Source organism: Sphingomonas yantingensis (assembly GCF_014199325.1).
GTDB lineage: Bacteria > Pseudomonadota > Alphaproteobacteria > Sphingomonadales > Sphingomonadaceae > Sphingomonas > Sphingomonas yantingensis.
This window is the reverse complement of record NZ_JACIJJ010000003.1, coordinates 419,456-445,426: the sequence shown is the minus strand read 5'-3', so window position 1 is coordinate 445,426 and position 25,971 is coordinate 419,456. Positions and strand designations below refer to the sequence as shown.

The window sequence follows — 25,971 nt, the reverse complement described above, 5'->3', positions numbered from 1 at the left end:
TGACGGCCCCGATAACAGACGGGCATGTGGCTTCTCTACCAGTTCCCGCTCTGCCCCTTCTCGCGCAAGGTCCGCCTGCTGCTGGCCGAGAAGGGGGTGGGGTACGAGCCGGTGCGCGAATCGCCCTGGCTGCGGCGCGACGAGTTCCTCGACATGAACCCGGCGGGCGAGACGCCGGTGATGGTGAATGCCGAAAAGCCCGGTCGCCCGATGATCGATTCGATGGCGATCTGCGAATATTTCGAGGAAACCGTCGACAAGGCGGCGATGATCAACGGTACCGCCGCCGACCGCGCCGAGATCCGCCGGCTGGTGACGTGGTTCGACGTTCACTTTTATCGCGACATCACGCGCCCGCTGCTGACCGAGCGCATGGAGAAGCGCCTTGTCCTGCGCACCTCGCCGGATTCAGGTCGCCTGCGCGAGGCAATGAAGGCGGCGGTCGCGCATCTCGATTATGTCGATTACCTGCTCGACCATCGCCAGTGGCTGGCGGGATCGACCATCAGCCTTGCCGATCTCGCCGCCGCGGCGCAGATTTCGGTCGCCGACTATCTCGGCGGGATCGACTGGAAAAGCCATGAGCAGTCCAAGCGCTGGTATCTGGGCATGAAGAGCCGCCCGTCGTTCCGCCCGCTGCTCGCCGAGCGGATGGAAGTGATCGCGCCGCACGCCGACTATGAAAAGCTGGACCACTGACATGCTCGAACACGTCCCCGGCTGGCTGGGCAAGGCGCTGAAGGGCCTGCGCGCAGGCGAGGAGAAATTGGCGATCGTCCAGCCGGGGCTGGGGAGTTTCGCGTCGCTCAATCTCGCCAGCCCCGCCTTTGCCAACGGCGCGCGGCTGCCTGAGCGGTTCACCGCCGATGGCGAAGGGGTGTCGCCGCCGCTGTTCTGGACGGGTGTGCCCGCCGAAGCCGTGCGCCTCGCGCTGCTGGTCGAGGATGCCGACGCGCCGACGCCGTCGCCGCTGGTCCATGCGGTCGTCTGGGACCTGCCCGCCGGTGACGGCGAGCTGAAGGAAGGCGCGATCGTCGCCGATGGCGAGGGCGGGGAGGGCGGCGATGTCGGCCGCAACAGCTATCTGGCGGAAGGCTGGCTGCCGCCCGATCCGCCGACCGGCCACGGCGTCCACCACTACGCCTTCCAGCTTTTCGCGCTGGGCGAAGGACCCGACCTCAAGCGCAATCCCAGTCGCTCGGCGATGCTCAAGGCGATGAGCGGGCGCGTGCTTGCCGCGGGGGTGCTGACCGGCACCTATTCGCGCGGTGAGGAGAAGCCGGTGGGGCCGGCAACCGCCGCGGTGCCGGCGGCCGGCTGACCCGCCACCTCAAACCGTCACATGTGCGTGCAAGGCTAATTCCCGCGATGCGTTCCTTCCTGATCCTGCCCGCCATCCTCGCCGCAGCACCCGCCGCGGCGCAGATCGTCCCCGTGCCGCAGCAGCCCGCCTCGGCCGAGGCGGCGCGCGGCGGTGTGGACGTGTTCTTTCCCAATGAGGGGCCGGCACCCGCCGACCCGCGTGCGCCCGACACGATCGAGGTGACCGCCGCGGACGGCAGCCGCCTGAGGCTGAACCGCGACGGCCCGGCGCTGTTGCCGGTCCCTGCCGGCGGCTTTGCCCGGGCGCGCTATCGACTGGCCGACGTCGCGGTGGCCGAGGCCGCGCCGCCGCCGCCCGCCACCCCCATTGCCGAAGCCGCGGAGGCGATCGAGGCGTCGCGCGAGCAGGAAGTGCTGGGCTCCGCCGGCACCGCCTCGGCCATCGCCTCGCGCTTCACGCCCTATCGCCCGACCTACGGCGTCTTCGGTCTGAACGACGCCGGCGCGAAGCTGCAGTTCAGCTTCGCCTTCCAGCCGTTCGAGACCAACGGCGCGCTCAACGGCCTGCGCTTCGCGTACACGCAGACGATGTTCTGGCGGATCGACCTGCCCTCCGGCCCGTTCGTTTCGACCAACTACAGTCCGGAGGTCTTCTACGAAGTGCCGCTGACGCAGGATGCCGTCGCCGCGGTCGGCTATGCGCACGACTCAAACGGGCGGGGGAGCGTCGGGTCGATCGACGTCAACCGCATCTATGCCCGCGTGACGCGCAAGTTCGACCTCGGCGACGACTGGTATGCAGAGGTGACGCCGCAGATCTGGTTCTATGTCGGCGGTCAAGGCGTGGCGGGCGATATCGAGCGGTATCTGGGTTATGGGCAAGTGGGTGCCGCAATCGGGCGCACCGACGGCCTCAAGCTGCAACTGACCGCGCGCGGCAATCCGGGGACGGGGCGCGGGGCGGGGGAGCTGTTCGCTTCCTATCCACTGGCGCAGCTCGGCTGGGGCCTTGGCCTCCATGCCTTCGGGCAGGTGTTCACCGGCTATGGCGAGGCGCTGGACGATTATAATCGTCGCAACACGCACGCTCGGTTCGGGATCGCCCTTAGCCGGTAATCGACAAGGGTCGCGGGCGGGCGTAGCGTCGCGCCAAATCTGGGAGAGATCGACCATGCGCATTATCCGCACCGCCGCCATCGCCGCCGCCGCCCTGTTTGCGCTGCCCGCCGCCGCCGCGCTGGCGCCGGGCGTCAAGGCGCCCGACTTCACGACGCAGGGCGCGCTCGCCGGCAAGGTGTTCCGCGTGAACCTGGCCCAGCAACTGAAGAAGGGGCCGGTTGTCCTCTACTTCTTCCCGGCGGCCTTCACCTCGGGCTGCAATGCCGAGGCCAAGGCCTTTGCCGAGGCGGTGCCGCAGTTCCGCACGGCCGGCGCGCAGGTGATCGGCATGTCAGCGGACGCGGTGCCGCAACTCCAGAAGTTCTCGACCGAGCATTGTGCGGGCAAGTTCCCCGTCGCCAGCGCGACCCCGGCGCTCCTCAAGCAGTATGACGTGCTCCTCGACCGCGCGGGCATGCCGCGCCCGATGAGCGATCGGACGAGCTATGTCATCGCCCGCGACGGCAAGGTCGCCTTTGTTCACAGCGACATGAGCCCGGTCGATCACGTGCGTCAGACGCTGGCGGCGGTAAAGGCGCTGAAGGCACGCTGATCCGCGGTTTTCGGGCTTTCGCTGACGGGTTGTTAGGCATTACAGACTAGGCATCTAGTCGTGTCGAACCGGAAGGGGTCCGGGTCGTCGGGGGAGCCATGCCACAGAGAATGCCGCCGCTCGAGCATCTGCCCGGCGCCCAAGGCGGCACCGATTCGCGCGCCTTGTTCGCGCGGATCGGCGACTTTCTGTTCGCGCAGGCGCTGTCGCCCACGCCCGCCAATTTCGCGCTCGCCTATGCCGTGCTTACAGAGCCGGCGAGCGCGGTGGCAAAGGCGATCGCCGATCGCACCGACGGCGGCGTGCGGCTAAGCCAGCGGGACATCGACGAACTGGGGCTGCGCATCGAGCAGGGCGCCGATGCCGCGCGTTCGGCGGCAGATGGCCCGGACCCTGCCGAGATCCTCGCCGCGCGGGCGCAGACGCAGATGGCCGGCTTTGCCGACGTCGTGGTTCGCATGCACAGCCATGCGCGCGACTTCGGCCGCGACCTGATCGCCAGTGCCGATGCCATCGAGCGCAGCCGCGTCGAGCAGGGTCCGTCGCGCCTGTTCGTCGACGATGTCGCGCGGATCACCAGCGCGATGATCGACCGCGTGCGCGAGGCCGAACAGCGGCTGGAGGCCGCGCGATCGGAGGCCGAGGAACTGCGTCAGGCGCTCGAGGAAGCGCGCGGCGATGCGCTCAGCGATCCGCTGACGGGCCTGCCCAACCGCCGCGCGTTCGAGGAAGCCTTTGCCGACCGGATCGCCGCGGGCGGCAGTCCGTGCGTCGCGGTCTGCGACGTCGACCATTTCAAGGCGGTCAACGACCGCTTCGGCCATGCGGTGGGCGACCGGGTGCTGCGCGCAATCGCCGCGACGCTGGCGGAGGCATGCCAGGGCCATTTCGTCGCGCGCTATGGCGGCGAAGAGTTCGCCGTCCTGTTCGACGGCAGCATCGCACAGGCGGTGGCGACGATCGATGAGGCGCGGCAGGGCATCTCGCGCAAGCGGCTGCGCGTCCGGGAAAGCGACGAGATCATCGGCGTCGTGACCTTTTCGACCGGGATCAGCGCCGCGGCGAGCGCCGAACGGCTGGAGCAGGTGTTCGAGCGTGCCGATGCGCTGCTCTATGCCGCAAAGGCCGCTGGCCGCGACTGCATCTTTTCGGATGGCGATATCCACGACTGATTGGCGCCTTGCGCCAACTGGATCTGCGCAAACAACCAATTCGGCAAAACTGAAAATTGAAAAGCCCGGTTTTCCGTGCTTTTTGCGAGTTGGCACGCCCCCTGCAAACACCCTTGGCATCGGCGCCGGATCGTCCGGCAGACCGAAGATCAGGGAGTTTTCACCATGGCGCTTCGTCTTTCCTCGCTTCAGAACTCGGTCGTCTCGCTCGTCGGCGCGTTCTTCTTCACAGCGGTGCTGGTCGCGGCTTCCTCGCCCGCCGTCCATTTCGCGTGATCGCCGGCAGCCGCACCGGCAAGCGACCGGATGCGATGATCGAAAGCCTCAGGATCGGCGCCATGTCCTTTTTCGCGACGGCGCTGATCCTCTTCCTCGGTGCCGGGACCGGCCTGATCGGCTGACCCGGCGCCGCCTTATCCGGCGACCGGCGCGATGTTCAGCCGCCGGAGCTCGATCGCGGGACAGCGATCCATCACGACCTTGAGGCCCGCCGCCTCGGCCCGCGCCGCCGCGGCCTCGTTCACGACGCCGAGCTGCATCCAGACCGCCTTGGCGCCCGCCGCGATCGCCTGATCGACGACCTCGCCCGCGGCCTCGGACCGGCGGAAGATATCGACGATATCGATCGGATCGCCGAGCTGAGCCAGCTCGCGGAACACGAACTCGCCGTGCACATGCTCGCCGGTGATCGCCGGATTGACCGGGATTACGCGGTAGCCGTGCTTCTGAAGCGTCGCCATCACCCCGTAGCTCGGGCGGTCGGGCCGGTCGCTCGCTCCCACCATCGCGATCGTGCGCGCGTCCTCGAGCAGCGCGCGGATGTCGTCGTCGGCGGTGAGCGGCATGAGGCTATCCCTGGCTGTCGATCCAGTCGGCCACGCGGGCCGCGATCCCCTCGAACGCCGCGCGCTGGCCCACGTTCCCCGCGTCCGACGCCTCGCGGATCGCCATGGCGAGCGGCACGCGGCCGAGGAACGGGATGCCCATCGCCGCCGCCGCCGCCTCCGCCCCGCCCGTGCCGAATGGGTCGGACACCTCGCCGCAATGCGGACAGGCATAGCCGGCCATGTTCTCGACCAGGCCAATCACGGGGACGCCGGTCTGGCGGAACAGGTCGATTGCGCGGCGCGCGTCGATCAGCGCGAGGTCCTGCGGGGTCGAGACGATGACGACGCCGGCCGGCTTGTGCTTCTGGATCATCGTCAACTGCACGTCGCCGGTGCCCGGCGGCATGTCGACGACGATCGTGTCGGTGCCCGCCCAGTCGCCCTCGATCAACTGGTTGAGCGCATTGGTCGCCATCGGTCCGCGCCAGGCCAGCGCCTTATCCGGCCCGACGAGCTGGCCCACCGACAGCAGCGGCACGCCCGCCGCGGTGGGCACGGGCAGGAGCTTGTTGTCGCGCGCTTCGGGCTTCACGCCCTCGACCCCCAGCAGGCGGGGCTGCGATGGGCCGTAGATATCGGCATCGACCATGCCGACACGCCGCCCCGTCGCCGCGAGCGCAGCGGCGAGGTTGGTGGAGACCGTCGACTTGCCGACGCCGCCCTTGCCGCTGGCGACCGCGATCAGGCGGCGCGTGGTGCGCTGGCTGGTCTGCGCGACGCGGACCGCGTCGATCCCCGGCACGGTGCGGGCGGCGGTCTCGATCTCGGCGGACAGCGTCTCGCGCGCGGGCTCCGACAGGCCGCTGACGTCGAGGATGATGCTGGCGCGGGCGCCGTCTACGCGCACCACGGCGCGGCCGGCCGCGAGAGGGGCGAGCAGGGCGTCGAGTTGTTCCTTGGGGTCCATGCGCGCCCATCTAGGGAATACGCCCTTTCGCGCCACTGTTAATCGGCGCGCGGCCCCTTATAAAGATCAGCATGACAGGATGGATGGGCTGGATGGGCCGCGGCCGCGTACTTCGAAACGACAATCCCAAGGGCCCGTGGGGCAGTGGTGGCGGCGGCTCCGGCAGCGGGGGCGGAAATGGCGGCGGCGATGGCGGCCCGCGCAACCCCTGGGCGTTCCCGCCCGAAGGCCGCCGGCCCAAGCCCAATGCGACGTCGCTCGACGAATTCCTGAAGCGTGCGCGTGGCGGCGGCGGGGGCGGCGGCTTTCCCGGCGGCGGCAATTTCCGCATTCCCGGCGGCCAGAATGTCTGGCTGATCGCGGTCGGGCTGCTGGTGCTGCTCTGGATCGCCTTCACCTCGTTCCATTCGATCGCGCCCAACGAGAAGGGCGTGGTGTCAGTGTTCGGCCGCTATTCGACGACGCTCAATCCGGGTATCCAGGTGACGCTGCCTGCGCCGATCGCGACGGTGCAGAAGGTTGACGTGCAGGAGGCCCGGCCCGAGGACTTCCCGCAGGGCTCGACCGAGAATCTGATGCTGACCGAGGATCAGAACATCGTCGACCTCGCCTATTCGGTGCGCTGGAACATTCAGAACGCCGAGGATTACGCGTTTCAGCTCGCCAACCCGCGCGACACGGTGCGCGCGGTGGCCGAAAGCTCGATGCGCGCCGCGGTCGCCAGCGCGACGCTCAACCAGGCGATCGGCGCCGGCCGCACCAATATTGAGGCGGACGTGCAGCAGCGGATGCAGACGATCCTCGACGAATATAATTCGGGCGTCCGCGTGCTCGGCGTCGCGATCAAGCAGGCAGTCGCCCCGCAACAGGTGGACGAGGATTTCAAGGCGGTGAGCGCGTCGCAGCAGCAGGCGCAGGCCAACATCAACCAGGCACGCGCCTATGCCCAACAGATCGTCGCACGCGCGCAGGGTGAGGCCGCGTCCTTCGACAAGATCTACGAACAGTATCGCCAGGCGCCCGAAGTGACGCGCCGCCGACTCTATTATGAGACGATGGAGGCTGTCCTCGCCAAGTCCAACAAGACGATCGTGGAGGCACCGGGCGTGACCCCGTACCTGCCGCTGCCCGAAGCGTCCGGGCGCAAGCGCGAGCCGACGCCCCCCGCGGCGCAGGAACCCGCCCAGCCGCAGACGCCCGTCGCCACGCAGGGAGCCCAGTGATGAACGCCCGCCTGTTCCGTAATCCGATGGCGATCGGCATCTTCCTGCTGGCGCTCGTCGTCATTCTTGCCAACACCTTCGCGATCGTTCCGGAAACCAAGCAGGCGGTGATCCTGCGTTTCCAGAAGCCGATCTCGCTCATCAACCAGTACCAACCGCGCGAGCAGTTCGGGCGGACGGGCGCAGGCATCATCGCCAAGATCCCGTTCCTCGACCGCATGGTCTGGATCGACAAGCGCGTGCTCGACATCGAGCTCGACAACCAGCCGGTGCTGTCGACCGATCAGCTGCGGCTCGAGGTCGATGCCTTTGCGCGGTTCCGCGTCGTCAACCCGCTTCAGGCGGTGATCTCGACCGGCTCGACCGCGAATACCGAGGAACGGGTGGCGAGCCAGCTTCAGCCGCTGCTCTCGTCGGCGCTGCGCAACGAGCTTGGCAAGCGCCAGTTCGCGACGCTGCTCAGCCCCGAGCGCGGGCAGGTGATGGACAATATCCAGGTCGCGCTCGACCGCGTCGCGCGCCAGTACGGCGCCGAGATCGTCGATGTGCGCATTCGCAAGGCCGATCTGCCGACCGGCAGCCCGCTCGAATCGGCGCTGCGCCGGATGGCGACCGCCCGCCGTCAGGAAGCGCTGACGATCGAGGCGCAGGGCCTGAAAGAGGCGCAGATCATCCGCGCCAATGCCGATGCAGAGGCCGCGCGCGTCTATGCCGCCAGCTTCGGCAAGGACGCCGAGTTCTACGACTTCTACCGCGCGATGCAGTCCTATCGCTACAGCTTCGGCGCGGACGGGGATGGCGAGCGCGGCGGCACGTCGATCATCCTGTCGCCGCAGAACGACTATCTTCGCGCTTTCACGCGCGGCGGCCGGGGAAACTAAGGGCGGAACCAAAGCGGGTTGGGATGAGTCAGGCAAACTGACCGTCCGTTCATATTCAAATGCAGTTCAGCATCGGTTTGCGAAAACACTTGTAAACCACAGTCTGGAAGGAACCTGATTTCGTGCGTTACGCCTACGCGATCACCAGTGCGCTCCTCCTCGGCGGCGCCGCCGCCACCCTCGCCGTCCAGCCGTCGGCCATTTCCGCGCAGACCGCGCAGAACGAGCCGGGCGCGATCAACGCCGCCGCCCCGCGCGCCGGCGCGCCGATGAGCTTTGCCGACATGGTGGCGAAGCTTCAGCCCGCGGTCGTCAACATCTCCACGACGCAGCGCGTGACGGTGCCGTCGAACCCGTTCGCGGGCACGCCGTTCGAGCAGTTCTTCGGCCAGCAGGGCGGCGGTGGCCGTCCGCGCACGCAGGAGGGGCAGTCGCTCGGCTCGGGCTTCCTCATCTCGGCCGACGGCTATGTCGTCACCAACAACCACGTCATTTCGGCCGGCTCGCCGAACGCAACGGTCGAATCGGTCAAGGTGACGCTGGCCGACCGGCGCGAGTTCACGGCCAAGGTGGTGGGCCGCGATCCGACCTCGGACCTAGCCGTCCTCAAGATCGAGGGGGCGACCTTCCCCTATGTCCGTTTCGGCAATTCGGGCGCGGCTCGTGTCGGCGACTGGGTGGTCGCGATCGGCAATCCGTTCGGCCTTGGCGGGTCGGTGACGGCGGGCATCATCTCGTCGGTCAACCGCGTGACCGGGGGCGGCGCGTTCGACCGCTTCATCCAGACCGATGCCTCGATCAATCGGGGTAACTCGGGCGGCCCGCTGTTCGACATGCAGGGCAACGTCATCGGCATCAATTCGCAGATCCTGTCGCCCACCGGCGGCAATGTCGGCATCGGCTTCGCGATCCCGGCCGAGCAGGCCAAGCCGATCGTCGACACGCTGATGAAGGGCCGTGCGCCGCAGCGCGGCTATCTGGGCGTCCAAATCCAGCCGATCGACGACGATCTTGCCGCGGGCCTCGGTATCGATCGGAACAAGGGCGAGCTGATCGCCGGGGTCTCGCCCGGGCAGGCCGCCGAGAAGGCGGGCATCCGTCAAGGTGACGTCATCGTCAAGGTGAACAACCGCGACGTCGATCCCGACAACTCGCTCAGCTACCTCGTCGCGAACGCGGCGCCGGGCACGCGCATCCCGATCGAGCTGATCCGCGACGGTCGCCGTGTCAGCGTCACCGCGACCGTGGGCACTCGCCCGTCGGACGAGGAACTGGCCGGCTTCCAGATGGACGACCAGAACCAGACGCCGAGCGACAATCCGGGTCCGACAGTCCCCTCGGGCGCGGCGACGCTCGGCCTGACCGTCCAGCCGCTGACGCCGCAGATCGCCCGGTCGATCGGCGTCGACGCCACGGTTCGCGGCCTCGTCATCGCGGCGGTCGATCCGTCGAGCGATGCGGCGACCAAGGGCCTTCAGCGCGGCGATGTCATCACCGCGGTCGGGGGGCAGCCGGTGCTGACCGCAGCCGACTTCCAGCGTCAGGTAGCGGCCGCCCGGGCCGCCCGTCGCCCGTCGGTCGTGATCCAGATGCAGCGCCGCGGTGTCGCTCGCTATCTTGCGCTGTCGCTGACCGCGAACAACAACTGATCTGCTGACTAGTCCGCCATTTCCGCCTATCCCTGTGCCAAACGGTCAGGAGTGGCAGGAATGGCGGATGTCGGCGGTTCGATCTTCATCGGTTCGGGGCCGGGCGGCGCCGACCGCCAAGCGCTCGTCCTCAAGCGCGCCAACCGCCACGGCCTGATCGCCGGCGCGACCGGCACCGGCAAGACGGTGACGCTGCAAGGGCTGGTCGAGGGGTTCTCCGACGCCGGCGTCCCCGTCTTCGTCGCCGACGTGAAGGGCGATCTGTCCGGCCTCGCCATGGCTGGTTCTCCCCAGGCCAAGACCCATGCCGTCTTCGCCGAACGCGCGGCGGAGGTCGGCGATACGGGCTGGTCGTATCGCGAGTGTCCCGTGCAGTTCTGGGACCTGTTCAGCGAGCAGGGGCATCCGATCCGCACCACCGTCAGCGAGATGGGGCCGCTGCTGCTCGCCCGTCTGATGGGGCTGAACGACACGCAGGAGGGCGTGCTCTCGATCGCGTTCCATCTGGCGGACGAAGAGGGGCTGCTGCTCCTCGATCTCGACGACCTCCAGGCGATGCTCGCCGAATGCGCGAACCGGGCGGACGAGATTTCGACCACCTACGGCAATGTCAGCAAGGCCAGCGTTGGCGCTATCCAGCGCCAGCTGCTCCAGCTACGCGGGCAGGGGGGCGAGCATTTCTTCGGCGAACCGGCGCTCGACATCGCCGATTTCATGACCCTCGACGATAGCGGCCGCGGCATGGTCAACATCCTCGCCGCCGACAAGCTGATGGCCAGCCCGCGGCTCTATGCCAGCTTCCTGCTGTGGCTGCTGTCCGAACTGTTCGAGACGCTGCCCGAAGTGGGCGATCCCGACAAACCCAAACTCGTATTTTTCTTCGACGAGGCGCATCTGCTGTTCGACGACGCCCCGCCGGCCTTGCTCGAAAAGGTCGAGCAGGTGGTGCGGCTGATCCGGTCGAAGGGCGTCGGCGTCTATTTCGTCACGCAGAATCCGATCGACATTCCCGAGACCGTGGCGGGGCAGCTCGGCAACCGTGTCCAGCACGCGCTGCGTGCCTTCACGCCGCGCGACGAGAAGGCGGTGCGATCTGCGGCGGAGACGTTTCGCGCCAACCCCGATGTCGACGTGGCGACCGTCATCACCGAGCTCAAGGTGGGCGAGGCGCTGGTCTCGCTGCTCCAGCCCGATGGCGCGCCGTCGCCGGTGTCGCGCACGCTCATCAAGCCGCCGCGCAGCCGTGTCGGGCCGGTAACGCCGGTCGAGCGCGGGGTGCTGGTCCAGACCGATGCCGTCGGCACGAAATACGACACGCGCATCGACCGGGAATCCGCCGAGGAACTGCTCGCGGCCAAGGCGGGCGAAGCGGCGGCGGCCGCGCAGCAGGCAAAGTCCGCGGCCGACGACGAAAAGGCCAAGGCTGCCGAGGCGAAGGAAGCCGCGCGGTTTGCCAAGGAGAACGAGCGGGCACGCTTGGCCGCGCAGCGCGAGGCGGATCGCGCCACGCGGGAGGCCGAAAAGGCCCAGCGGGCCGCGGAGCGCGAGGCGGCGAACTCGCCGTGGAATAAGGCGGTTACGTCGGCCACGCGATCGGCCTCTTCCGCGGTGGGGCGCACCGTCGCGAACGAGGTAACCAAGGCGGTGTTCGGATCCAGCCGCGGCGGCGGCGGGATCGGCGCCAAGCTGCTTCGCGGCGTGCTCGGGGGCTTGTTCAAGGGATAGGTGAGAAGAAGAAGCGGGATCCCGGGTCGGGCCCGGGATGACGTGGTGGGTTGGGAGACGTTACCCTCGCCCGCTTGGTCACCCCGGACTTGATCCGGGGTCCCGCTTCTTCCTGCTTTCGTCACCCGAGCGAAGGCTGGGGCCGCTGTCAGTTAAAGCGAAGCACTGCAACCCTGGCTATTCCAGCCTTCGCTGAGATGACGGGCGGGCGTTGGGTGGACACAGCGACCCTGCAATTCACGCCCAGCGACGAGAATGTTCGTCGTCATGCCCCTCGCGGAGCATCGCCGCCTGCTCGCGCCACTGCTGCTGCGCGATGCGACCGCGCCCGAAGCCCAGGCGATCCTCGAGCGCGGCCTCGTCAGCCGGCTTGAGCGCCTCGATCGCCGCATAGGTCTTGATGCCCTCGGCCCGCAGCGCCTGTTCGGTCGGCTCGTCAATGCCGTGGATGCGCGACAGGTTGTCGCGGCCCCAGCCGAAGAAACCGCCGCCGCGCGAGGTCGAGCTGCTGGCGGCGGTCGCGGCCGCCGCGGTGCCGACCGCCGCGGTCGTGGCGGGCGCGGTGCCGCGGTGACGCAGCGCCTCGTCCCGCTCCCGCTCCCGCTCCAGCTCCTTGATCCGCGCGTCGCGCGTCGTCAGGCCCTCGCGCGTCGTCTTGAACTCGGCTTCCTGCGTCCGGTAGCGCTCCTTCCACTTCTTGCCGCCGGGATGGCTGGCGAGACCGAACAGCCAGCCGGCGACGAGGCACAGCGCGAGCACCGCGAACTGGGTGGGGGTGGAAAACAGCATCAAATCGCCTCCTGTTACGGGGGCAGAACGGCGCGGCCCGCGCGCCGTTCCCTGAAATGTCGATGCTATCCCTTGAGCAGCGCGTCGTTGATGTCGCAGGCCGCAGGGCCGAGGATGACGACGAACAAAGTCGGCAGGATGAACAGGATCAGCGGCACCGTCATGATCGCCGGCAGGCGAGCGGCCTTTTCCTCGGCGCGCATCATCCGCTCGTTGCGGAACTCGGCCGAAAGCACGCGCAGCGCCGAGGCGAGGGGGGTGCCGTATTTCTCAGTCTGGATCATCGTCGTGACGACGCCCTTCACTGCATCGAGGTCGACGCGCGTGGCGAGGTTCTCGAACGCCTGGCGCCGGTCGGTGAGGAACCCCAATTCGATCGCGGTGAGCGAGAATTCCTCGCCGAGTTCGGGATAGGCCCGGCCGAGCTCGCGCGCGACGCGGTGGAAGGCGGCATCGACGGTCAGGCCCGCTTCGGCACAGATGACGAGCAGGTCGAGCGCGTCGGGCAGGCCCTTGCGGATCGCATCCGACCGCTTCTTGATCTTGTTCTGAAGGTAGAGGTCGGGCGCCTTGTACGCGCCGATGAACGTCATCGCGACGAGGCCATAGGCCTTGAGCGGCGACCAGTCGGCGAACCCGTCGGTGCCGTAGACCCAGTAGAGCATCGGCCCGCCGAGTACGATCGGCATGACCAGCCGGCCGAAGATGACCGCGACGGCCCAGTCCTTCGACCGGATGCCCGCCTGGAGAAGCTTGCGCTGCGCGACCTTGAGCTGCTCGTCCTGAAGCACCTTCAGCGACGAAAGGAAGTCGCGCATCTTGTCGGCCGTGTCGTTCTTCTGCACGAGCTTCGCGCGCCGCTTGCTGGTCGAGGCGGTGATGCCCGCCTTGAGCTGTTCGCGCCGGTCGTTCAGCGCCTTGACGCGCTTGGCCATCGGATCGCGGATGCTGACCGCGGCATAGATCGCCATGATCGTCGCCAGCGCCGCGACTGCCGACAGCAGCGTAGCGATCAGGTAGACGTCGAAGCCGAGGAGCATGGGGCCGTTTGCGGTTGGCATATCAGATCTCGAAATCAATCATCTTGGCCATGATGAATGCGCCGATGCCCATCCACACCATGCCGCCCAGACCCGCGACGATCAGCCGCTCGTCAATGAAGAAGCGCTGCATGTAGTTGCCGTTGATGAACCAGATCAGCCCGAAGACGATGAAGGGCAGCGACCCGACGATATACGCCGACGCCTTGGACTCCGACGACATCGCCTTGATCTTCAGCTTCATCTGCCCGCGCTTGCGCAGCACGTCGGCCAGGTTGGCGAGCGTTTCGGCAAGGTTGCCGCCCGTCTCGCGCTGGATCGCGATGGTGATGACGAAGAACTGGAACTCGGGCGTGCCGAGCCGCTCGGCCGTCTCCTGGAGCGCGGCGTCGAGCGTGCGGCCGATCTTCATCTTGTCGCTGACCGCGCGGAACTCCTCGCCCACCGGACCGGGCACTTCCTGACCCACGACGCCCATCGTCTCGGTAATCGGCAGGCCCGAGCGCAGGCCGCGGACCAGCAGTTCGATCGCGTCGGGGAACTTGGCGGTGAACTTGGCGATCCGGCGCTTGATCGTCTTGCCGACGACGAAATGGGGCACGAACGCGCCGACGAAGACGCCGAAGCACAGCGCTAGGATGAAGGGAAAACCCTTGAGCCACGCGCCCAGCGTCACCACCGCGAACAGGCCGGCACTGGCAAGGCCGTATTGGCTCACCGTCCAGTTCTTGCCCGTCATGGCGAGCCGCTTCGCAAGCTGGGCCGGATTGGGCAGGACGCGCGTGAACGCCCGGTCCATGCGCGTCGCCTTGGCGGTGGCGATGCGGCGCATCTGCGCCTCCATCACCCCGTCCAGACCGCTATGGCGTTCGCGAAGTTGGGCAAGGCGGCGGTTGCTCGCCTTGGCGGTCGAGGGACCGGCAAAGGCAAATGCGACCATGCCGAGCATGAGCACCATGCCCATCACCAGCATCAAAACCGGCATCATCTCGGGGCCGATGGTCGCCTCCCATCCGTCATGCGGCGCCCCGAACGGTCGGGGCGGCGCGGTTTCACTTCTTCGCCCTGATCGGCAGCTTCGCGGTCAGCTTCGACATGAGCGAGCCGCCCGAAGAGGCCTTCTTGGCCTTCACCGGCGCATCGCCGTCGGCGGCGGCATCGCCGATCGCCAGCAGCGTACGCGACAGGTCGCCCAGCGGTGCCACGGTCTTCGATCCCTTGCCGGTTTCGGCGATCGGCTTGCCGAGCTTGGCGGCCTGCGCACACAGCTTCTGGTCGTAGCCGATGACAAAATCGACCTTGCGCTCGATCGAGCTTTCGAAGTCCTTGCGCGTGATCTCGAGGCTGGCGGCCGGGGGCACCCGGTTGGCGACGAGAATGACCTGCACGTGCGGGGCGTTCGACTTGAACCACGACAAGAGCCGGATCGCGTCGCGCGCGGCGGCAAGCGTGAACTCGGTCGCGATCACCACTGCCTGGATCTCGCTCAGGAGATGCGGAAACTGGACCAGCATTGCGCGGGGCAGGTCGACGACGGTGCATTCGAACGCCGACCGCAGCTCTTCCTGAAGCTGATAGAAGGCGCTGCCGTCGGTCATCACCGGCGAATGGATCGGCGCCTCGGCCGACAGCACGGCCAGCTTCTCGGACGCGCGGACCATCGCGCGTTCGATGAACAGCCCGTCGATACGGCTGGGATTCTCGATCGCGTCGGTCAGGCCGCGGCCAGGCTCCAGATCGAGCGCCAGCGCGCCGGTGCCAAAATGCACATCAAGGTCGAGCAGCGCGGTCGACCGGCCACCCTTGTCGCTCATCAGCCATGCCAGCGATGTGGCGAGCGTGGAGGCTCCGACGCCGCCGCGCGTGCCGACGATCGCAACGGCGCAATGCGCCCGCTCGACCGTTGCTTCGCTCGGCTTGGGCGCGTTAAGCGCGGCGTGCGCCTGTGCGAAGGTTTCGCGCAGGCTGTCGGGATTGAGCGGCTTCAGCAGGTAGTCGTGGATGCCGCTGGCGACGAGGTCGCGATAGAGGCGCACGTCGTTGACCTGACCACAGGCGATGACGATCGTGCCCGGCTCGCAGACCTCGGCCAGCGCGTTGATGTCGTTCAGCGGGTCGCCGCTTTCGGACAGGTCGACGAACAGGATGATCGGGCTGGCCGACACCGACAGCGTCTGGACGGCGTTGCGAAGCCCGCCCTTGTTGACCTTTTCGGCGGCCCAGCCCTGTTCACTGGCCACCTGGCGCATCGTCTCGGCCGAGTTCTCGTCACAGACGAAGGCAACGAACGGCTCGCGCGTACCGGCGCGGGCGGGGTTCCAGGGTGCGTTCATGTCACTGCGCTCCCGTCTGGCTGGTGCGGGCGGCCTGAAGCTGGCCCTCCACCGCGGTCTTGCGGTCGCGCAGTGCCTGTACCGGCTTGGTCGCGGTCAGCGGATCGACCAGCGCGCTGCCGTTGCGGCCGCGGATCAGATCCTCCGGCTGGGCGACCATCGCGGCCAGGTTGCTGTTCACGCCGCAGCCGAAATCGGATGAGGTGTGCGCGCCGAAGTTGGGCTGGTAGGTGCGCGTGTGATCGGGGCAGCCGGGCACCGCGGCGCTGGTGCGCGTCACCACGACGCGGACCGTGCCGGGCGCCAGCGCGCCGGGGGTGACGGGCGCGCCCTCGGTCAGAATCAGGTTCTGGCGGCCGGCGACGGCGGCGACATCCTCGCGCACGCGGCCATCGGGATTGCCGCCGTCGTCGATCGCGATCCGGTCGCCATAGCCGGCGCCGAGCGCGCCGAGCCAGCCGGCCAGCCGCTCGCGCTCGCCCGGCGCCAGGCCGTCACCGCCCACGCCCATGTCGAGTGCATAGTCGGCTCGGCTGACGACCGGCTGGTGAACCGAATCGAGGCCCCGGTTCTTCGTGCCCGAGCATCCGCCAAGCGCCGTAGCGGCGATCAGGATGGCGGCGGTGGAAAGGCGCATGGGTCGCATCCTCAATTGCTGAAGCCGGGGGCGGCGGCGCCCTTGGCCTTCTTGTCCGTGGTCCGGCGGACCGGCTGGATCGGCGCGGCGGCGGTGGGCGCCGGGCTGGCGATCCCGACCGAGGGCGCAGCCGCCGGGGCCGGTGCCATCGACGGCTTCACCCGCCGGTCGCCGCCCGAGGTCACGCTTTCGAGCTGGCCGAGCAGCACCCGCTCGACATCGCTCGGCGTCTTGTAGCCGTCGGTGGGCAGCGCGATCGTGTTGGCATCGACCGGCTTCACCAGATACGGCGTCACGACGATGACGAGCTCGGTTTCCTGACGACGAAAGCCGTTGGAGCGGAACAGCGCGCCGAGGACGGGCAGATCGCCGAGGCCTGGGGCCTTTTCGATCTGGTTGTCATGGTCGTTGCGCAGCAGGCCGGCGATCATGAAGCTCTGGCCGGAGCCGAGCTCGATCGTCGTCTCCGCGCGCCGCGTGGTGAGCGCCGGGATCTGCGTACCCTGGACGACGACCGCGCCCGCGGCCGACAGCTGCGACACCTCCGGCCGGACGCGCAGCGAGATGCGGCCGTCGGCCAGCACCGTGGGCGTGTAGGCGAGGCTGACGCCGTACTGCTTGTACTGGACGTTGGTCGCGCCGAGCCCGCTCTGCGTCACCAGCGGCACTTCGCCGCCGACGAGGAACGAGGCCGTCTCGCCCGACAGCGCGGTCAGGTTGGGCTGCGCCAGCGTCGTGACCTGGCCGATCGTCTCGCCGAGATCGATCGCGCCGAGGATGTCGACGCCCGCCAGCTTGCCCGCGAGGCCGAGGGCGGTCTGCGCGCTGCCCTTCAAACCCGTGAAGTCGTACGAACTGCCGGTCCCCGGCAGCACGAACTGGCCGCGGCGCGTATCGAACGGCAGTTGGAGTGTGCCCGCTGGAAAGCCATATAGCGATGAGGCGTCAAGCCGCGGGAAGTTCGACACGTCAGCGCTTCCGATCTTGCCAAAATCTCGGCCGGAAGCGACGTTGAACTGGAAGCCGCCCGTCGTGTCGCGGGTCTTCAGGTTCGCGCCGATATTCTTGAGGAAGCTGCGGCTCACCTCAGCAATCTTGACCTGAAGATTGACCTGAAGCGGCGTGGCGGTGCGTAGGCGCGAGACGACCTTGGTCTTCTCGCCCACGAACGCCTGCGCCAGCCGCTCCGCCTCCGCCGCGTCGGCGGGATTGGCGACGGTACCGGTCAGCAGCATCAGGCCGTTCATCGGTGTCGTCGTGATGTTGGCATCGGGCATCGCCGTGCGCAGCATCATCCCGATCTGGTCGATATTGTCGCCGACGCGCAGGTTCGACGAATAGGCGACCTTGCCCCCCTTGGTCACTGCATAGACCGTCGTCTCGCCCGGCGCCTTGCCGAACACCCAAAACTGGGTGGGCGAGCGCACGGTCACGTCGGCGATGCCGTCGGCGGCGACGAACACGTCGCTGATCGGCTCGCGCACCGTCACCAGGCGGCCGCGGCCGGTGGCGAGCTGGAGCGTGCCCTCCGGCGCGCTGACGCTCTGCGCGGCGGCGGGCGCGGCGCCCGCGGCGAGCGCGAGCGGCGCGGTCGCGAGGCAGAGCGCGGACAGCACCCGCTTCATTGGCTTGGTGGCGATGGTCACTTCTTCCCCCCAACTTCGACCGCGGTCACAGCCGTGCCGCGCGAAACCCTGACCACCGGACCTGTCACGACCGGGGCCGGTGCCCCCGGAAAGCTGCCGCCCGTGGCGGCGATCTGCGGCGCGGGGCCGGCATTGATGCCGCCGGTGCTGGCGCTGCGGCCGGGCACGGTGGCGCGCTGGAAGCGCGACACGTCGGCACCGGTGGAATAGGTTGCCTTGCCCTCGATGGGGCGGGCGGCGACGCGGGCGAGCATCGCCTTTTCGGCGTTCGGGTCATTGCCCTCGGGCACGTTGACCTCGCCCGATGCGATCGCTTCCTCGAGGTCGGAAGCGTTGTCGGCGATCGAGCGCAGCGACAGCGAGAGCGAGCCGACCTGCTGCGCGACCGAGATCTTCTCGGCGATGCGCGGCGTCACTTCGAGCGTGACGGTCGAATAGGTGTTGACGACGGTGTTGCCCTTGTCGTCGGTCTGCTTGTCGGCGCGCTGGTCGGTGGCGAGCACGCGCAGGTTGCGCAGCACCGTCTCCGAGGCCTTGAGCGGCGGTCCGTCGCCGCCACCCGTCACCGACTGGGTGAGGATGAGGTCGACGCGGTCACCCGGAAAGACGAAGCCCGCGACCGCCGACTGGGCGTTCACCGGCACCGTCACGGCGCGCATGCCGGCGCCGAGCGCGGCGGCCAGGAAGCCTCGATCGCCGGGCTTCACCAGATTGCCCTGCGTCACCGGCTGGCCGGCGGGCACTTGGAAGCGGACGACCGTACCCATCACCATCTTCGGGTCGAACTTCTGCCCCTCGACGAAATAGGCGTTCTCGATCAGCTCTTCGGGCCAGGGCTGGAACTTGACCATGTCCGGGCTGATGATCGTGCCGACCGGCAGCGCCTTGGTCGCGACCATCACCTTCGGGCCGGTCGGGACCGGCGGGGCGGGCTGGGCGGTGGCGGTGGGCGCCGGCGTACCCATGAACAGGCTACGCGCCATGACAGCGGTGATCGCCGCGACGATGAGCGCTCCCACCAGCAGAATGATCTTCCGTGCATCCATGACGCGATTGGCCTTTCCGATTCGGGCCCGGTTTCCTGGAAGCTAACCAGTCACCGAAAATGGTTAAGGAGTGGTTCGTGAAAGGTGAGCAGCGCCGAACAGGCAATCGCCACACCATAAGGAACTTGCGGTGCCGCAGGATCGCGGCGCCATTTGCGCTCGATCAGAAGAAGCGCCGCAATGACGCCGCCGATGACCGACATGAGGATCAGCATCGAGATCATCGGCGCCAGCGGCACCCACAATGCCAGCGCCCCGATCAACTTGACGTCGCCGCCGCCGATCAGGTTGAGCACCCACAATCCGACGAAGATCGCGAAGATCGCCGCGGCGATGCCGAACTGGATCGCCATGTCGGGCCAGGGCGTCATGCCCGTCGCCCACCACCAGACCGGCGCGAGCAGCGCGATCGCGCCGTTCTTCCAGTTGGCGATCTCGCGCCGGCGCACGTCCTCAATGCCCGCTGCGACGAGCAGGCACAGCAGCGCCGCCGGCAATATCAAGGCAAAGCCTACCCCCATGAGCGACAGGCCTAGACGACATGGCTTGCCAAATCGTAACCATCGCGGATGGCAGGACAGTTGAGTTTGCGCCGCGCCTATCCGGCGGGCGCCGTCATCGGCGAGTGGCGCGCGGCCGATGGCTGGGTCCATCGCCGCTTCGACTGGCCGGCGGCGGGCGCGGCCCGCGGGTCGATCCTGTTCCAGGGCGGGCGCGGCGACGTGTTCGAGAAATATCTCGAGGCGTTCCATCACTGGCACGCCCGCGGCTGGAACGTCACCAGCTTCGACTGGCGGGGGCAGGGCGGGTCGGGGCGCTGCGGCCCGCATCCGCATTGCGGGCATGTCGAGCGGTTCGGGCTGTTCCATGCGGATTTGCGCGCCTTCTGGAGCGAGTGGCGCACGGCGACGCCGGGGCCGCACGTCCTGATCGGCCACTCGATGGGCGGGTTCCTGGCGCTGCGCAGTCTGGTCGACGACGCGGTCGATCCGGCGGCGGCGGTGCTGGTGGCGCCGATGCTGGGGCTGAAGGGCGCGATTCCGTCCCGGCTGGCCGAGCGGCTGGCGCGGCTGATGCGTGGCCTTGGCGATCCAGCGCGCCCGGCATGGAAGGGGAACGAGCGGCCGGCGACGACGGAGACGCGCGAGAGTCTGCTGACGCACGATCCCGACCGCTATGCCGACGAGATCTTCTGGCAGCAGGCGGACCCCAGGCTGATGACCGGTCCGCCGAGCTGGGCGTGGGTCGCCGACGCTTTTGCCGAGACGCGGATGCTGCGCGAGGATGCGCGCGTCGCGACGATGCAGGTGCCGGTGCTGGGCCTGATCGCCGAGGCCGACGGGCTGGTGGATGCGAAGGCGGCAAAGGCGCTGATCGCGCGCCTACCCGAGGCCCGCACCCTTGCCTTCGGGCGCGAGGCGGCGCACGAGCTGCTGCGCGAGGCCGATCCGGTGCGCGACCGTGCACTGGCGGCAATCGACGGTTTCCTCGACGAAAAGGCCCCTCGTTGATTTCAGCCTACGACATTGCGGTGGTCGGCGGCGGCATCGCCGGCGCGAGCTTGGCGGCTGAAGCGGCGGCACATGCCCGCGTCCTGCTGCTCGAGGCGGAGGACCAGCCGGGCTATCACGCCACCGGCCGGTCGGCGGCGTTCTGGTCGGAGACCTATGGCGGGCCGGGCGTCCAGCCGCTGACCACGGCCTCGGGCCCAATCCTGACCGACCCGCCTGAGGAGTTGGGCGGCGAAAGCTTCCTCAAGCCCCGCGGCGAATTGTTCATCGGGCGGGAGGGCGACACCGCGGCGCTCGACGCCTTTATTGCCGAGTTCGCCGATACGGGCGTCGCGCTCGAGCGGGTCGACCCGCATGCCATGCTGCCGGGGTTACGGCCCGACTGGGTGCAGGCGGTCTATGAGCCGACCTGCATGGACATCGATGTGGGCCGGCTGCACGGCGCGTATCTGGCGCTGGCCCGGCGGCGCGGGGTAACGATCGTCACGGGTGCCGTGCTGGAGGCGGCGGCGCGTGAGGGTGGCGGCTGGGCGCTCCATACGCGTGCGGGTCAGTTCGCGGCGGGGGTTCTCGTCGATGCGGGCGGTGCGTGGGCGGATCGCGTGGCCGAGGCGGCGGGGGTGGCCGCGATCGGTATCGCGCCGCTGCGCCGGACAATGGTGCAGCTTCGCACCGATCCCGGCATGGCCGCCGACCTGCCGCTGGTGCGTGACGGTGCCGACCGCTTCTACTTCAAGCCAGAGGCGGGCGGGCGGGTCTGGCTGTCGCCGCATGACGAAGTGCCCGACGAGCCGCGCGACGTGGCGCCCGAGGAGCTGGATGTGGCCGTCGCGATCGATCGGTTCGAGGGAGCAGTCGACTGGCGGGTCGAGGCCGTCGAGCGGCGCTGGGCAGGGTTGAGAAGCTTCGCGCCCGACCGGCTGCCCGTCTATGGCTTCGATCCCGCGGCACAGGGGTTCTTCTGGTTCGCGGGGCAGGGCGGCTTCGGCATCCAGACCGCACCCGCCGCCGCGTCGCTCGCCGCGTCGCTGCTGACCGGCACGGCGACCCCCGACTGGCTCTCCGACGTCGATCCGGTCCGCTACGCCCCCGACCGCTTCCGTTGACCGCGCGGCCGCGCTAGACTGTGCAGCGCTTCAATCCTGCGGAGGATAAGATGGCGCACAAGTTCGTGATCGAGCGGAACAAGGCCGGCGAGTATGTCGCCAAGTTCAAGCACAACAGCGAGACGATCTTCTGGACCGAGGGCTATTCGTCGAAGGCGAGCGCGCGCAACGCCATTGCTTCCGTCCTCAAGAACGGCCCGGATGCGCCGGTCGAAGAGCCCGAGTGAAGGGTGGCGGTCGTCCCCGTGCGGCGATAGGGTCGCAATCATGATCGACCGCCTCTTCCTTCGTCATCCCACATCGGTGGGCGAAAGCTATTTCGAGCATATGGGCGTCGCTTTCCGTTTCGGCGGACGGCTGCTCGCGGCGGGCGGGGCGGCGGTGCTCCACGGACTCGTCCCCGCGCTTTGCGAGCGGACCGCGAGCAAGGCGGTCAAGTCGCTTCACGCCGAACTCGCCGCGCGTCAGCCCGCGCCGGCACGCGAAACCGCCTGGCTGCCCGAATACGAAATCTGAGCGGGTTCATGTCGGGTCGGGAGCATGTGCTCGTCGTCGGCGGCGGCTTTTCGGGGACGCTGCTCGCCATCAATCTGCTGCGCCACGACGGCCCGCGCGTGACGCTGGTCGAGCGGCGCGCCAACCAGGTCGCGCGCGGTGTCGCCTATTCGGCGGCGGACGACAGCCACCTGCTGAACGTACGCGCATCGAACATGAGCGCGCTGCCCGACGATCCCGACCACTTCGTCCGCTGGCTGGCGACCGAGGGGGAGGGCGGGCCGTCGTCGTTCGTGCGGCGGACGACCTATGGCCGCTACCTCAACGCGTTGCTGGCCGAGGCGTGCGCGGGGGCGGGCGACCGGCTGGTGGTCGAGACGGGCGACGTGTCGGGGGTCGAGGCGAACGGCGCGGTTCGCGCGGTGATCGACGGTGCCGAGCGAACCTTCGACCGGGCGGTGCTCGCGGTCGGCAACCTGCCGCCGCACGCGCCGCCGGGGATCGATGCCGATGCCTTGCCGCGCGACCTTTATTGCGACGATCCCTGGGCGGCGGATATCGGCGACGGGCTGGGCGCGGACGACGCGGTGCTGCTGCTCGGCACTGGCCTCACCGCGATCGACGCCGCGCTGCTGCTCGACCGGCAGGGGTTTCGCGGGCGGATCGTCGCGATGTCGCGACGCGGCCTCGTCCCCCGCGCGCATGTCGAGGGGCAGGCCAAGGCGCCGCCCGCCGATGAGAAGCCCGCGCGGACGCTTCCGGCCCTTGTCCACGCGGTGCGCGAGCAGGTGGCGGCGGCGGGCGAGTGGCGCGCCGCGGTCGATGCGCTGCGGCCGGTGACCCAGCTCATGTGGTCGGGCGCCGACCTTGCCACGCGGCAGCGTTTCCTGCGGCACCTGCGGCCCTTCTGGGACGTGCATCGCCACCGCCTCGCGCCATCGATCGCCGCGCGGATCGATGCGATGGTGGGCGAAGGGCGGCTGAGCTTTCAGGCGGGCAAGCTCGCCGCGATTCGGCCCGAGGGTGACTGCGCCTCGGTCGAGTGGCGGCCACGCGGGGCCGACGCGCCGACCACCGCGCGCTTCCGCCGGATCGTCAATTGCACCGGGCCGCAGGGCGACCTGAAGCGCGCCGCCGATCCGTTGCTGCGCCAGTTGATGGCGGCGGGTGCGATCCGGCCCGATGCGGCGCGGCTCGGCATCGACGTGGCGGCGGACACGCGCGTGATCGGCGCGGACGGGCGAGCGGCCGACCGCCTTTACGCCATCGGCCCGATGACGCGCGGGGCGTGGTGGGAAGTCGTCGCCGTGCCCGACATCCGCGTGCAGGCCTGGAACCTCGCCCGCACGCTCGCCAACGCGCACTGGGTAGGCGGCGAGGGGCTCTAGCGTTTCGCCACAGCCAGCGCGGCGTCGCTGGCGAGCTTGTCGGCGCGTTCGTTGTCGGGATGGCCGGCATGACCCTTCACCCACTTCCATTCGACGCGGTGCGGCTCGGCGGCGGCGATCAGTGCCTGCCACAGTTCGGCATTCTTGACGGGCTTCCTGTCCGCGGTCTTCCAGCCGTTCTTCAGCCAGCCACGCACCCATTTGGTCAGGCCGTCCATGACGTAGCGGCTGTCGGTCGACAGCGTCACCCGGCACGGCTTCTTGAGCGCATTCAGCCCCTGGATCGCCGCCATCAGCTCCATGCGGTTGTTGGTGGTCAGCGGCTCGCCGCCCGACAACTCCTTCTCACGGGCGCCGTGGCGGATGAGCGCGCCCCAGCCGCCGGGGCCGGGATTGCCCTTGCACGCGCCGTCGGTGGCGATCTCGACATGGGGGAGTTCAGTCATGACAGGCTTTCGAGGCGGGCGGCGAGCGCCGGCTTGTAGACGCGCAGCCGCCGCCAGAAGGCGAGCGGATCCTTGCGCGTCACCAGCGCGTCGACGGGGGTATTGAGCCAGTCCCACGCGCGCGACAGGGTGAAGCGGATGCACGCGCCGGCAGCGAGGTCGTCGAACGCGGCGCGCTCCTCGTCGGACAGGGGATAGTGCCTCGTATAGCCCTCGATCAGCGCATCGCCGACTGCCGCGTCGTAATCGCGGCCGGTCGCATCGAAGCTCCACGCGGCGTGCATCACGGCCAGGTCGTAGAGCCGCAGGTCGGTGCAGGCGAAGTAGAAGTCGATCAGCCCCGTCACCCGGTCGCCGAGCATCAGCACATTGTCGGGGAACAGGTCGGCATGGATCGCGCAGGTGTCGAGCTGTGCAGGCCAAGTCGCCATCAGGTCGCCGAGCGCGAAGGCGATGTCGGCGTGCAGCCCCGGCGCGATCTGGTTCAGGCTGTCACCGCAGCGGTCGAGCAGCGGCTGCCACGTGGCGATGCCCATCGAGTTTTCGCGAAACCCGTCGAAGTCGGCGACCGCGCGGTGCATCGCCCCCATCGCCTTGCCCGCCGCCAGCGCCTGTGCCGGGGTCGGGTGCGACAGCGACACGCCCGGCAGGAAGCGGATCAGGCAGGCGGGGCGGCCGGCAAGCTCGTGGATCGCATTGCCGTTGCGGTCCTTGATCGCGGGCGGGACGGGCAGGCCCTTGGCCGCCAGATGATCGAGCAGCGACAGGAAATAGGGCAGGTCGCCCGCCGACACGCGCTTTTCGTAGAGCGTCAGGATGAAGCGGTCCTGCGTCGTCTCGACGAGGTAGTTCGAGTTCTCGACGCCCTCGGCGATGCCCTTTGCGGACACGAGTTCGCCCACGCCGAAGCGCGCGAGGAAGTCGGCCAGAAGCTCGGCGGAAACCTGGGTATAGACGGCCATCGGCGATCCGTTCGCGTGCGGGTGGACCGCCCTAGGACAGCGTCAGGCGCGCGCGGTCAAGCCGCTTCCAGCCCGCGCGGCAGCTTGAAGGCGATCGTCTCACGCGTCGTCTCGACCTCCCGCTCCACCACGTCGTAGCGCTCGGCGATGCGATCGACGACCTCGCGCACCAGCACTTCGGGCGCCGAGGCGCCGGCGGTGATGCCGAGTGCGCCGATCCCCTCGAACCAGGCGAAGTCGAGCTCGTCGGCGCGCTGGATGAGTTTGGCGGCGGTCCCCTCACGCTCGGCGACTTCGACCAGCCGCAGCGAGTTGGACGAATTCGGCGCGCCGATGACGAGCATCAGGTCGACGCTGCTGGCGATCGCCTTGACCGCGGTCTGGCGGTTGGTGGTGGCGTAGCAGATGTCGTCGGCGTGCGGCGCGACGATGTTGGGGAAGCGTGCACGCAGCGCCGACAGGACCGCGGCGGTGTCCTCGACCGATAGCGTGGTCTGGGTCAGGAAGGCGAGGTTCTCGGGGTCGGGCACGTCGAGCGCGGCGACCTGGTCCGCCGACTCGACCAGCGTCATGTTCCCCTCGGGCACCTGGCCGAAGGTGCCGATGACTTCCGGGTGGCCGGCATGGCCGATGAAGATGATGTGGCGCCCCGCCGCGACCAGCCGTTCGGCCTGGCGATGCACCTTGGAAACAAGCGGGCAGGTGGCGTCGAGATAGGAGAGACCGCGCTCCGCCGCCTTGGCCGGCACTGCCTTCGGCACGCCGTGCGCGGAAAAGACGACGGGCACGTCGTCGGGCACCTGGTCCAGTTCCTCGACGAAGATCGCGCCCTGCGCCTTCAGCGTGTCGACGACGTATTTGTTGTGGACGATCTCGTGCCGGACATAGACGGGCGCCCCGTAGCGCTCGATCGCCAGTTCGACGATGCGGATCGCGCGGTCGACCCCGGCGCAGAAACCGCGCGGGGCGGCGATGAGCAGGTCGAGCGTCGGCTTTCGGGCATCGGTCATGGCACCAGCCTCTACGCGATTGCTTGCTTGTCCGAAAGGCGGTTCCTATGGCAATCCCCGAGACGGCGGGCCGGGTTGCGGCCC

General features: G+C 68.7%; 28 protein-coding genes. 15 read left to right on the top strand and 13 right to left on the bottom strand.

Annotated elements, in window-relative coordinates; translation table 11 throughout:
• The first annotated feature begins 24 nt into the window (after positions 1 to 24).
• The 6 genes from FHR19_RS12090 to FHR19_RS17865 all read left to right on the top strand — a co-directional run bounded on the left by FHR19_RS12090 (position 25) and on the right by FHR19_RS17865 (position 4,607).
• Positions 25 to 699, top strand: coding sequence for a glutathione S-transferase family protein (locus tag FHR19_RS12090; RefSeq protein ID WP_184028680.1), 675 nt, complete (start codon positions 25 to 27; stop codon positions 697 to 699).
• A gap of 1 nt (position 700) precedes the next feature.
• Positions 701 to 1,321 (top strand): YbhB/YbcL family Raf kinase inhibitor-like protein, encoded by a 621-nt coding sequence (locus FHR19_RS12085; protein WP_184028678.1) that lies wholly within the window; start codon positions 701 to 703, stop codon positions 1,319 to 1,321.
• Between the two features lie 47 nt (positions 1,322 to 1,368).
• Positions 1,369 to 2,439, top strand: coding sequence for a phospholipase A (locus tag FHR19_RS12080; RefSeq protein ID WP_184028676.1), 1,071 nt, complete (start codon positions 1,369 to 1,371; stop codon positions 2,437 to 2,439).
• 55 nt (positions 2,440 to 2,494) lie between these two features.
• Positions 2,495 to 3,034: a peroxiredoxin gene (locus FHR19_RS12075; RefSeq protein WP_184028674.1), complete on the top strand. Its 540-nt coding sequence runs from the start codon at positions 2,495 to 2,497 to the stop codon at positions 3,032 to 3,034.
• Positions 3,035 to 3,144: 110 nt separating this feature from the next.
• Positions 3,145 to 4,206 carry a GGDEF domain-containing protein gene (locus tag FHR19_RS12070; RefSeq protein WP_184028671.1) on the top strand — a complete coding sequence of 354 codons (1,062 nt, stop codon included), beginning with the start codon at positions 3,145 to 3,147 and terminating at the stop codon, positions 4,204 to 4,206.
• Between the two features lie 272 nt (positions 4,207 to 4,478).
• Positions 4,479 to 4,607, top strand: coding sequence for a hypothetical protein (locus FHR19_RS17865; protein ID WP_281375692.1), 129 nt, complete (start codon positions 4,479 to 4,481; stop codon positions 4,605 to 4,607).
• A gap of 12 nt (positions 4,608 to 4,619) precedes the next feature.
• Here FHR19_RS17865 and FHR19_RS12065 read toward each other — a convergent pair whose 3' ends face one another.
• Together FHR19_RS12065 and FHR19_RS12060 are read right to left on the bottom strand one after the other, a co-directional pair.
• Positions 4,620 to 5,051, bottom strand: coding sequence for a CoA-binding protein (locus FHR19_RS12065; RefSeq protein ID WP_184028669.1), 432 nt, complete (start codon positions 5,049 to 5,051; stop codon positions 4,620 to 4,622).
• Positions 5,052 to 5,055: 4 nt separating this feature from the next.
• Positions 5,056 to 6,000 (bottom strand): Mrp/NBP35 family ATP-binding protein, encoded by a 945-nt coding sequence (locus FHR19_RS12060; protein ID WP_184028666.1) that lies wholly within the window; start codon positions 5,998 to 6,000, stop codon positions 5,056 to 5,058.
• A gap of 71 nt (positions 6,001 to 6,071) precedes the next feature.
• Between FHR19_RS12060 and hflK the strand changes: the two genes are divergently transcribed.
• The 4 genes from hflK to FHR19_RS12040 all read left to right on the top strand — a co-directional run bounded on the left by hflK (position 6,072) and on the right by FHR19_RS12040 (position 11,478).
• Entirely contained in the window at positions 6,072 to 7,223 is a 1,152-nt protein-coding gene (hflK, locus tag FHR19_RS12055; RefSeq protein WP_184028663.1) for a protease modulator HflK, read from the top strand.
• On the top strand, positions 7,223 to 8,104 hold the full coding sequence (gene hflC / locus FHR19_RS12050; protein ID WP_184028660.1) for a protease modulator HflC: 882 nt from the start codon (positions 7,223 to 7,225) through the stop codon (positions 8,102 to 8,104). Before hflK ends, hflC begins: the two co-directional genes overlap by 1 nt.
• 122 nt (positions 8,105 to 8,226) lie before the next feature.
• Positions 8,227 to 9,753 carry a trypsin-like peptidase domain-containing protein gene (locus FHR19_RS12045; protein ID WP_184028657.1) on the top strand — a complete coding sequence of 509 codons (1,527 nt, stop codon included), beginning with the start codon at positions 8,227 to 8,229 and terminating at the stop codon, positions 9,751 to 9,753.
• 60 nt (positions 9,754 to 9,813) lie between these two features.
• The gene (locus FHR19_RS12040; RefSeq protein WP_184028655.1) at positions 9,814 to 11,478 is read left to right on the top strand and encodes a helicase HerA-like domain-containing protein; all 1,665 of its coding nucleotides are present in this window, start codon (positions 9,814 to 9,816) and stop codon (positions 11,476 to 11,478) included.
• A 237-nt stretch (positions 11,479 to 11,715) separates the two neighbouring features.
• On the opposite strand, the gene FHR19_RS12035 is transcribed toward FHR19_RS12040, so the two are convergent.
• The 8 genes from FHR19_RS12035 to FHR19_RS12000 form a co-directional block, all read right to left on the bottom strand.
• Entirely contained in the window at positions 11,716 to 12,267 is a 552-nt protein-coding gene (locus FHR19_RS12035; protein WP_184029003.1) for a hypothetical protein, read from the bottom strand.
• A gap of 65 nt (positions 12,268 to 12,332) precedes the next feature.
• Entirely contained in the window at positions 12,333 to 13,328 is a 996-nt protein-coding gene (locus FHR19_RS12030; protein WP_184028653.1) for a type II secretion system F family protein, read from the bottom strand.
• A gap of 1 nt (position 13,329) precedes the next feature.
• Positions 13,330 to 14,295 (bottom strand): type II secretion system F family protein, encoded by a 966-nt coding sequence (locus FHR19_RS12025; RefSeq protein ID WP_184028651.1) that lies wholly within the window; start codon positions 14,293 to 14,295, stop codon positions 13,330 to 13,332.
• A 64-nt stretch (positions 14,296 to 14,359) separates the two neighbouring features.
• Positions 14,360 to 15,640, bottom strand: a complete 1,281-nt coding sequence (locus FHR19_RS12020; RefSeq protein WP_184028649.1) for a CpaE/TadZ family protein — start codon at positions 15,638 to 15,640, stop codon at positions 14,360 to 14,362.
• Between the two features lies 1 nt (position 15,641).
• Positions 15,642 to 16,277, bottom strand: a complete 636-nt coding sequence (locus FHR19_RS12015) for a CpaD family pilus assembly lipoprotein (protein WP_246359478.1) — start codon at positions 16,275 to 16,277, stop codon at positions 15,642 to 15,644.
• An 11-nt stretch (positions 16,278 to 16,288) separates the two neighbouring features.
• Positions 16,289 to 17,902 (bottom strand): type II and III secretion system protein family protein, encoded by a 1,614-nt coding sequence (locus FHR19_RS12010; protein ID WP_184028981.1) that lies wholly within the window; start codon positions 17,900 to 17,902, stop codon positions 16,289 to 16,291.
• A gap of 17 nt (positions 17,903 to 17,919) precedes the next feature.
• Positions 17,920 to 18,969 (bottom strand): Flp pilus assembly protein CpaB, encoded by a 1,050-nt coding sequence (cpaB, locus tag FHR19_RS12005; protein WP_184028645.1) that lies wholly within the window; start codon positions 18,967 to 18,969, stop codon positions 17,920 to 17,922.
• 50 nt (positions 18,970 to 19,019) lie between these two features.
• Entirely contained in the window at positions 19,020 to 19,472 is a 453-nt protein-coding gene (locus FHR19_RS12000; protein WP_343053252.1) for an A24 family peptidase, read from the bottom strand.
• Positions 19,473 to 19,538: 66 nt separating this feature from the next.
• Here FHR19_RS12000 and FHR19_RS11995 point away from each other — a divergent pair, with 66 nt between their 5' ends.
• From FHR19_RS11995 to FHR19_RS11975, 5 genes are read left to right on the top strand one after another with little or no spacing between them, the layout of a single operon-like run.
• Positions 19,539 to 20,480: an alpha/beta fold hydrolase gene (locus FHR19_RS11995; protein WP_184028641.1), complete on the top strand. Its 942-nt coding sequence runs from the start codon at positions 19,539 to 19,541 to the stop codon at positions 20,478 to 20,480.
• Positions 20,480 to 21,586, top strand: a complete 1,107-nt coding sequence (locus FHR19_RS11990) for an FAD-dependent oxidoreductase (RefSeq protein WP_184028979.1) — start codon at positions 20,480 to 20,482, stop codon at positions 21,584 to 21,586. Before FHR19_RS11995 ends, FHR19_RS11990 begins: the two co-directional genes overlap by 1 nt.
• A gap of 50 nt (positions 21,587 to 21,636) precedes the next feature.
• On the top strand, positions 21,637 to 21,813 hold the full coding sequence (locus tag FHR19_RS11985; RefSeq protein ID WP_184028638.1) for a YegP family protein: 177 nt from the start codon (positions 21,637 to 21,639) through the stop codon (positions 21,811 to 21,813).
• Between the two features lie 40 nt (positions 21,814 to 21,853).
• On the top strand, positions 21,854 to 22,102 hold the full coding sequence (locus FHR19_RS11980) for a DUF6356 family protein (protein WP_184028635.1): 249 nt from the start codon (positions 21,854 to 21,856) through the stop codon (positions 22,100 to 22,102).
• A gap of 8 nt (positions 22,103 to 22,110) precedes the next feature.
• The gene (locus FHR19_RS11975) at positions 22,111 to 23,469 is read left to right on the top strand and encodes an FAD/NAD(P)-binding protein (RefSeq protein WP_184028633.1); all 1,359 of its coding nucleotides are present in this window, start codon (positions 22,111 to 22,113) and stop codon (positions 23,467 to 23,469) included.
• On the opposite strand, the gene rnhA is transcribed toward FHR19_RS11975, so the two are convergent.
• From rnhA to ispH, 3 genes are read right to left on the bottom strand one after another with little or no spacing between them, the layout of a single operon-like run.
• Entirely contained in the window at positions 23,466 to 23,915 is a 450-nt protein-coding gene (rnhA, locus tag FHR19_RS11970; RefSeq protein ID WP_184028631.1) for a ribonuclease HI, read from the bottom strand. The genes FHR19_RS11975 and rnhA overlap by 4 nt on opposite strands.
• Positions 23,912 to 24,877, bottom strand: a complete 966-nt coding sequence (thrB, locus tag FHR19_RS11965; RefSeq protein WP_184028629.1) for a homoserine kinase — start codon at positions 24,875 to 24,877, stop codon at positions 23,912 to 23,914. Before thrB ends, rnhA begins: the two co-directional genes overlap by 4 nt.
• Before the next feature lie 56 nt (positions 24,878 to 24,933).
• The gene (gene ispH / locus FHR19_RS11960) at positions 24,934 to 25,887 is read right to left on the bottom strand and encodes a 4-hydroxy-3-methylbut-2-enyl diphosphate reductase (RefSeq protein WP_184028627.1); all 954 of its coding nucleotides are present in this window, start codon (positions 25,885 to 25,887) and stop codon (positions 24,934 to 24,936) included.
• Positions 25,888 to 25,971 lie beyond the last annotated feature (84 nt).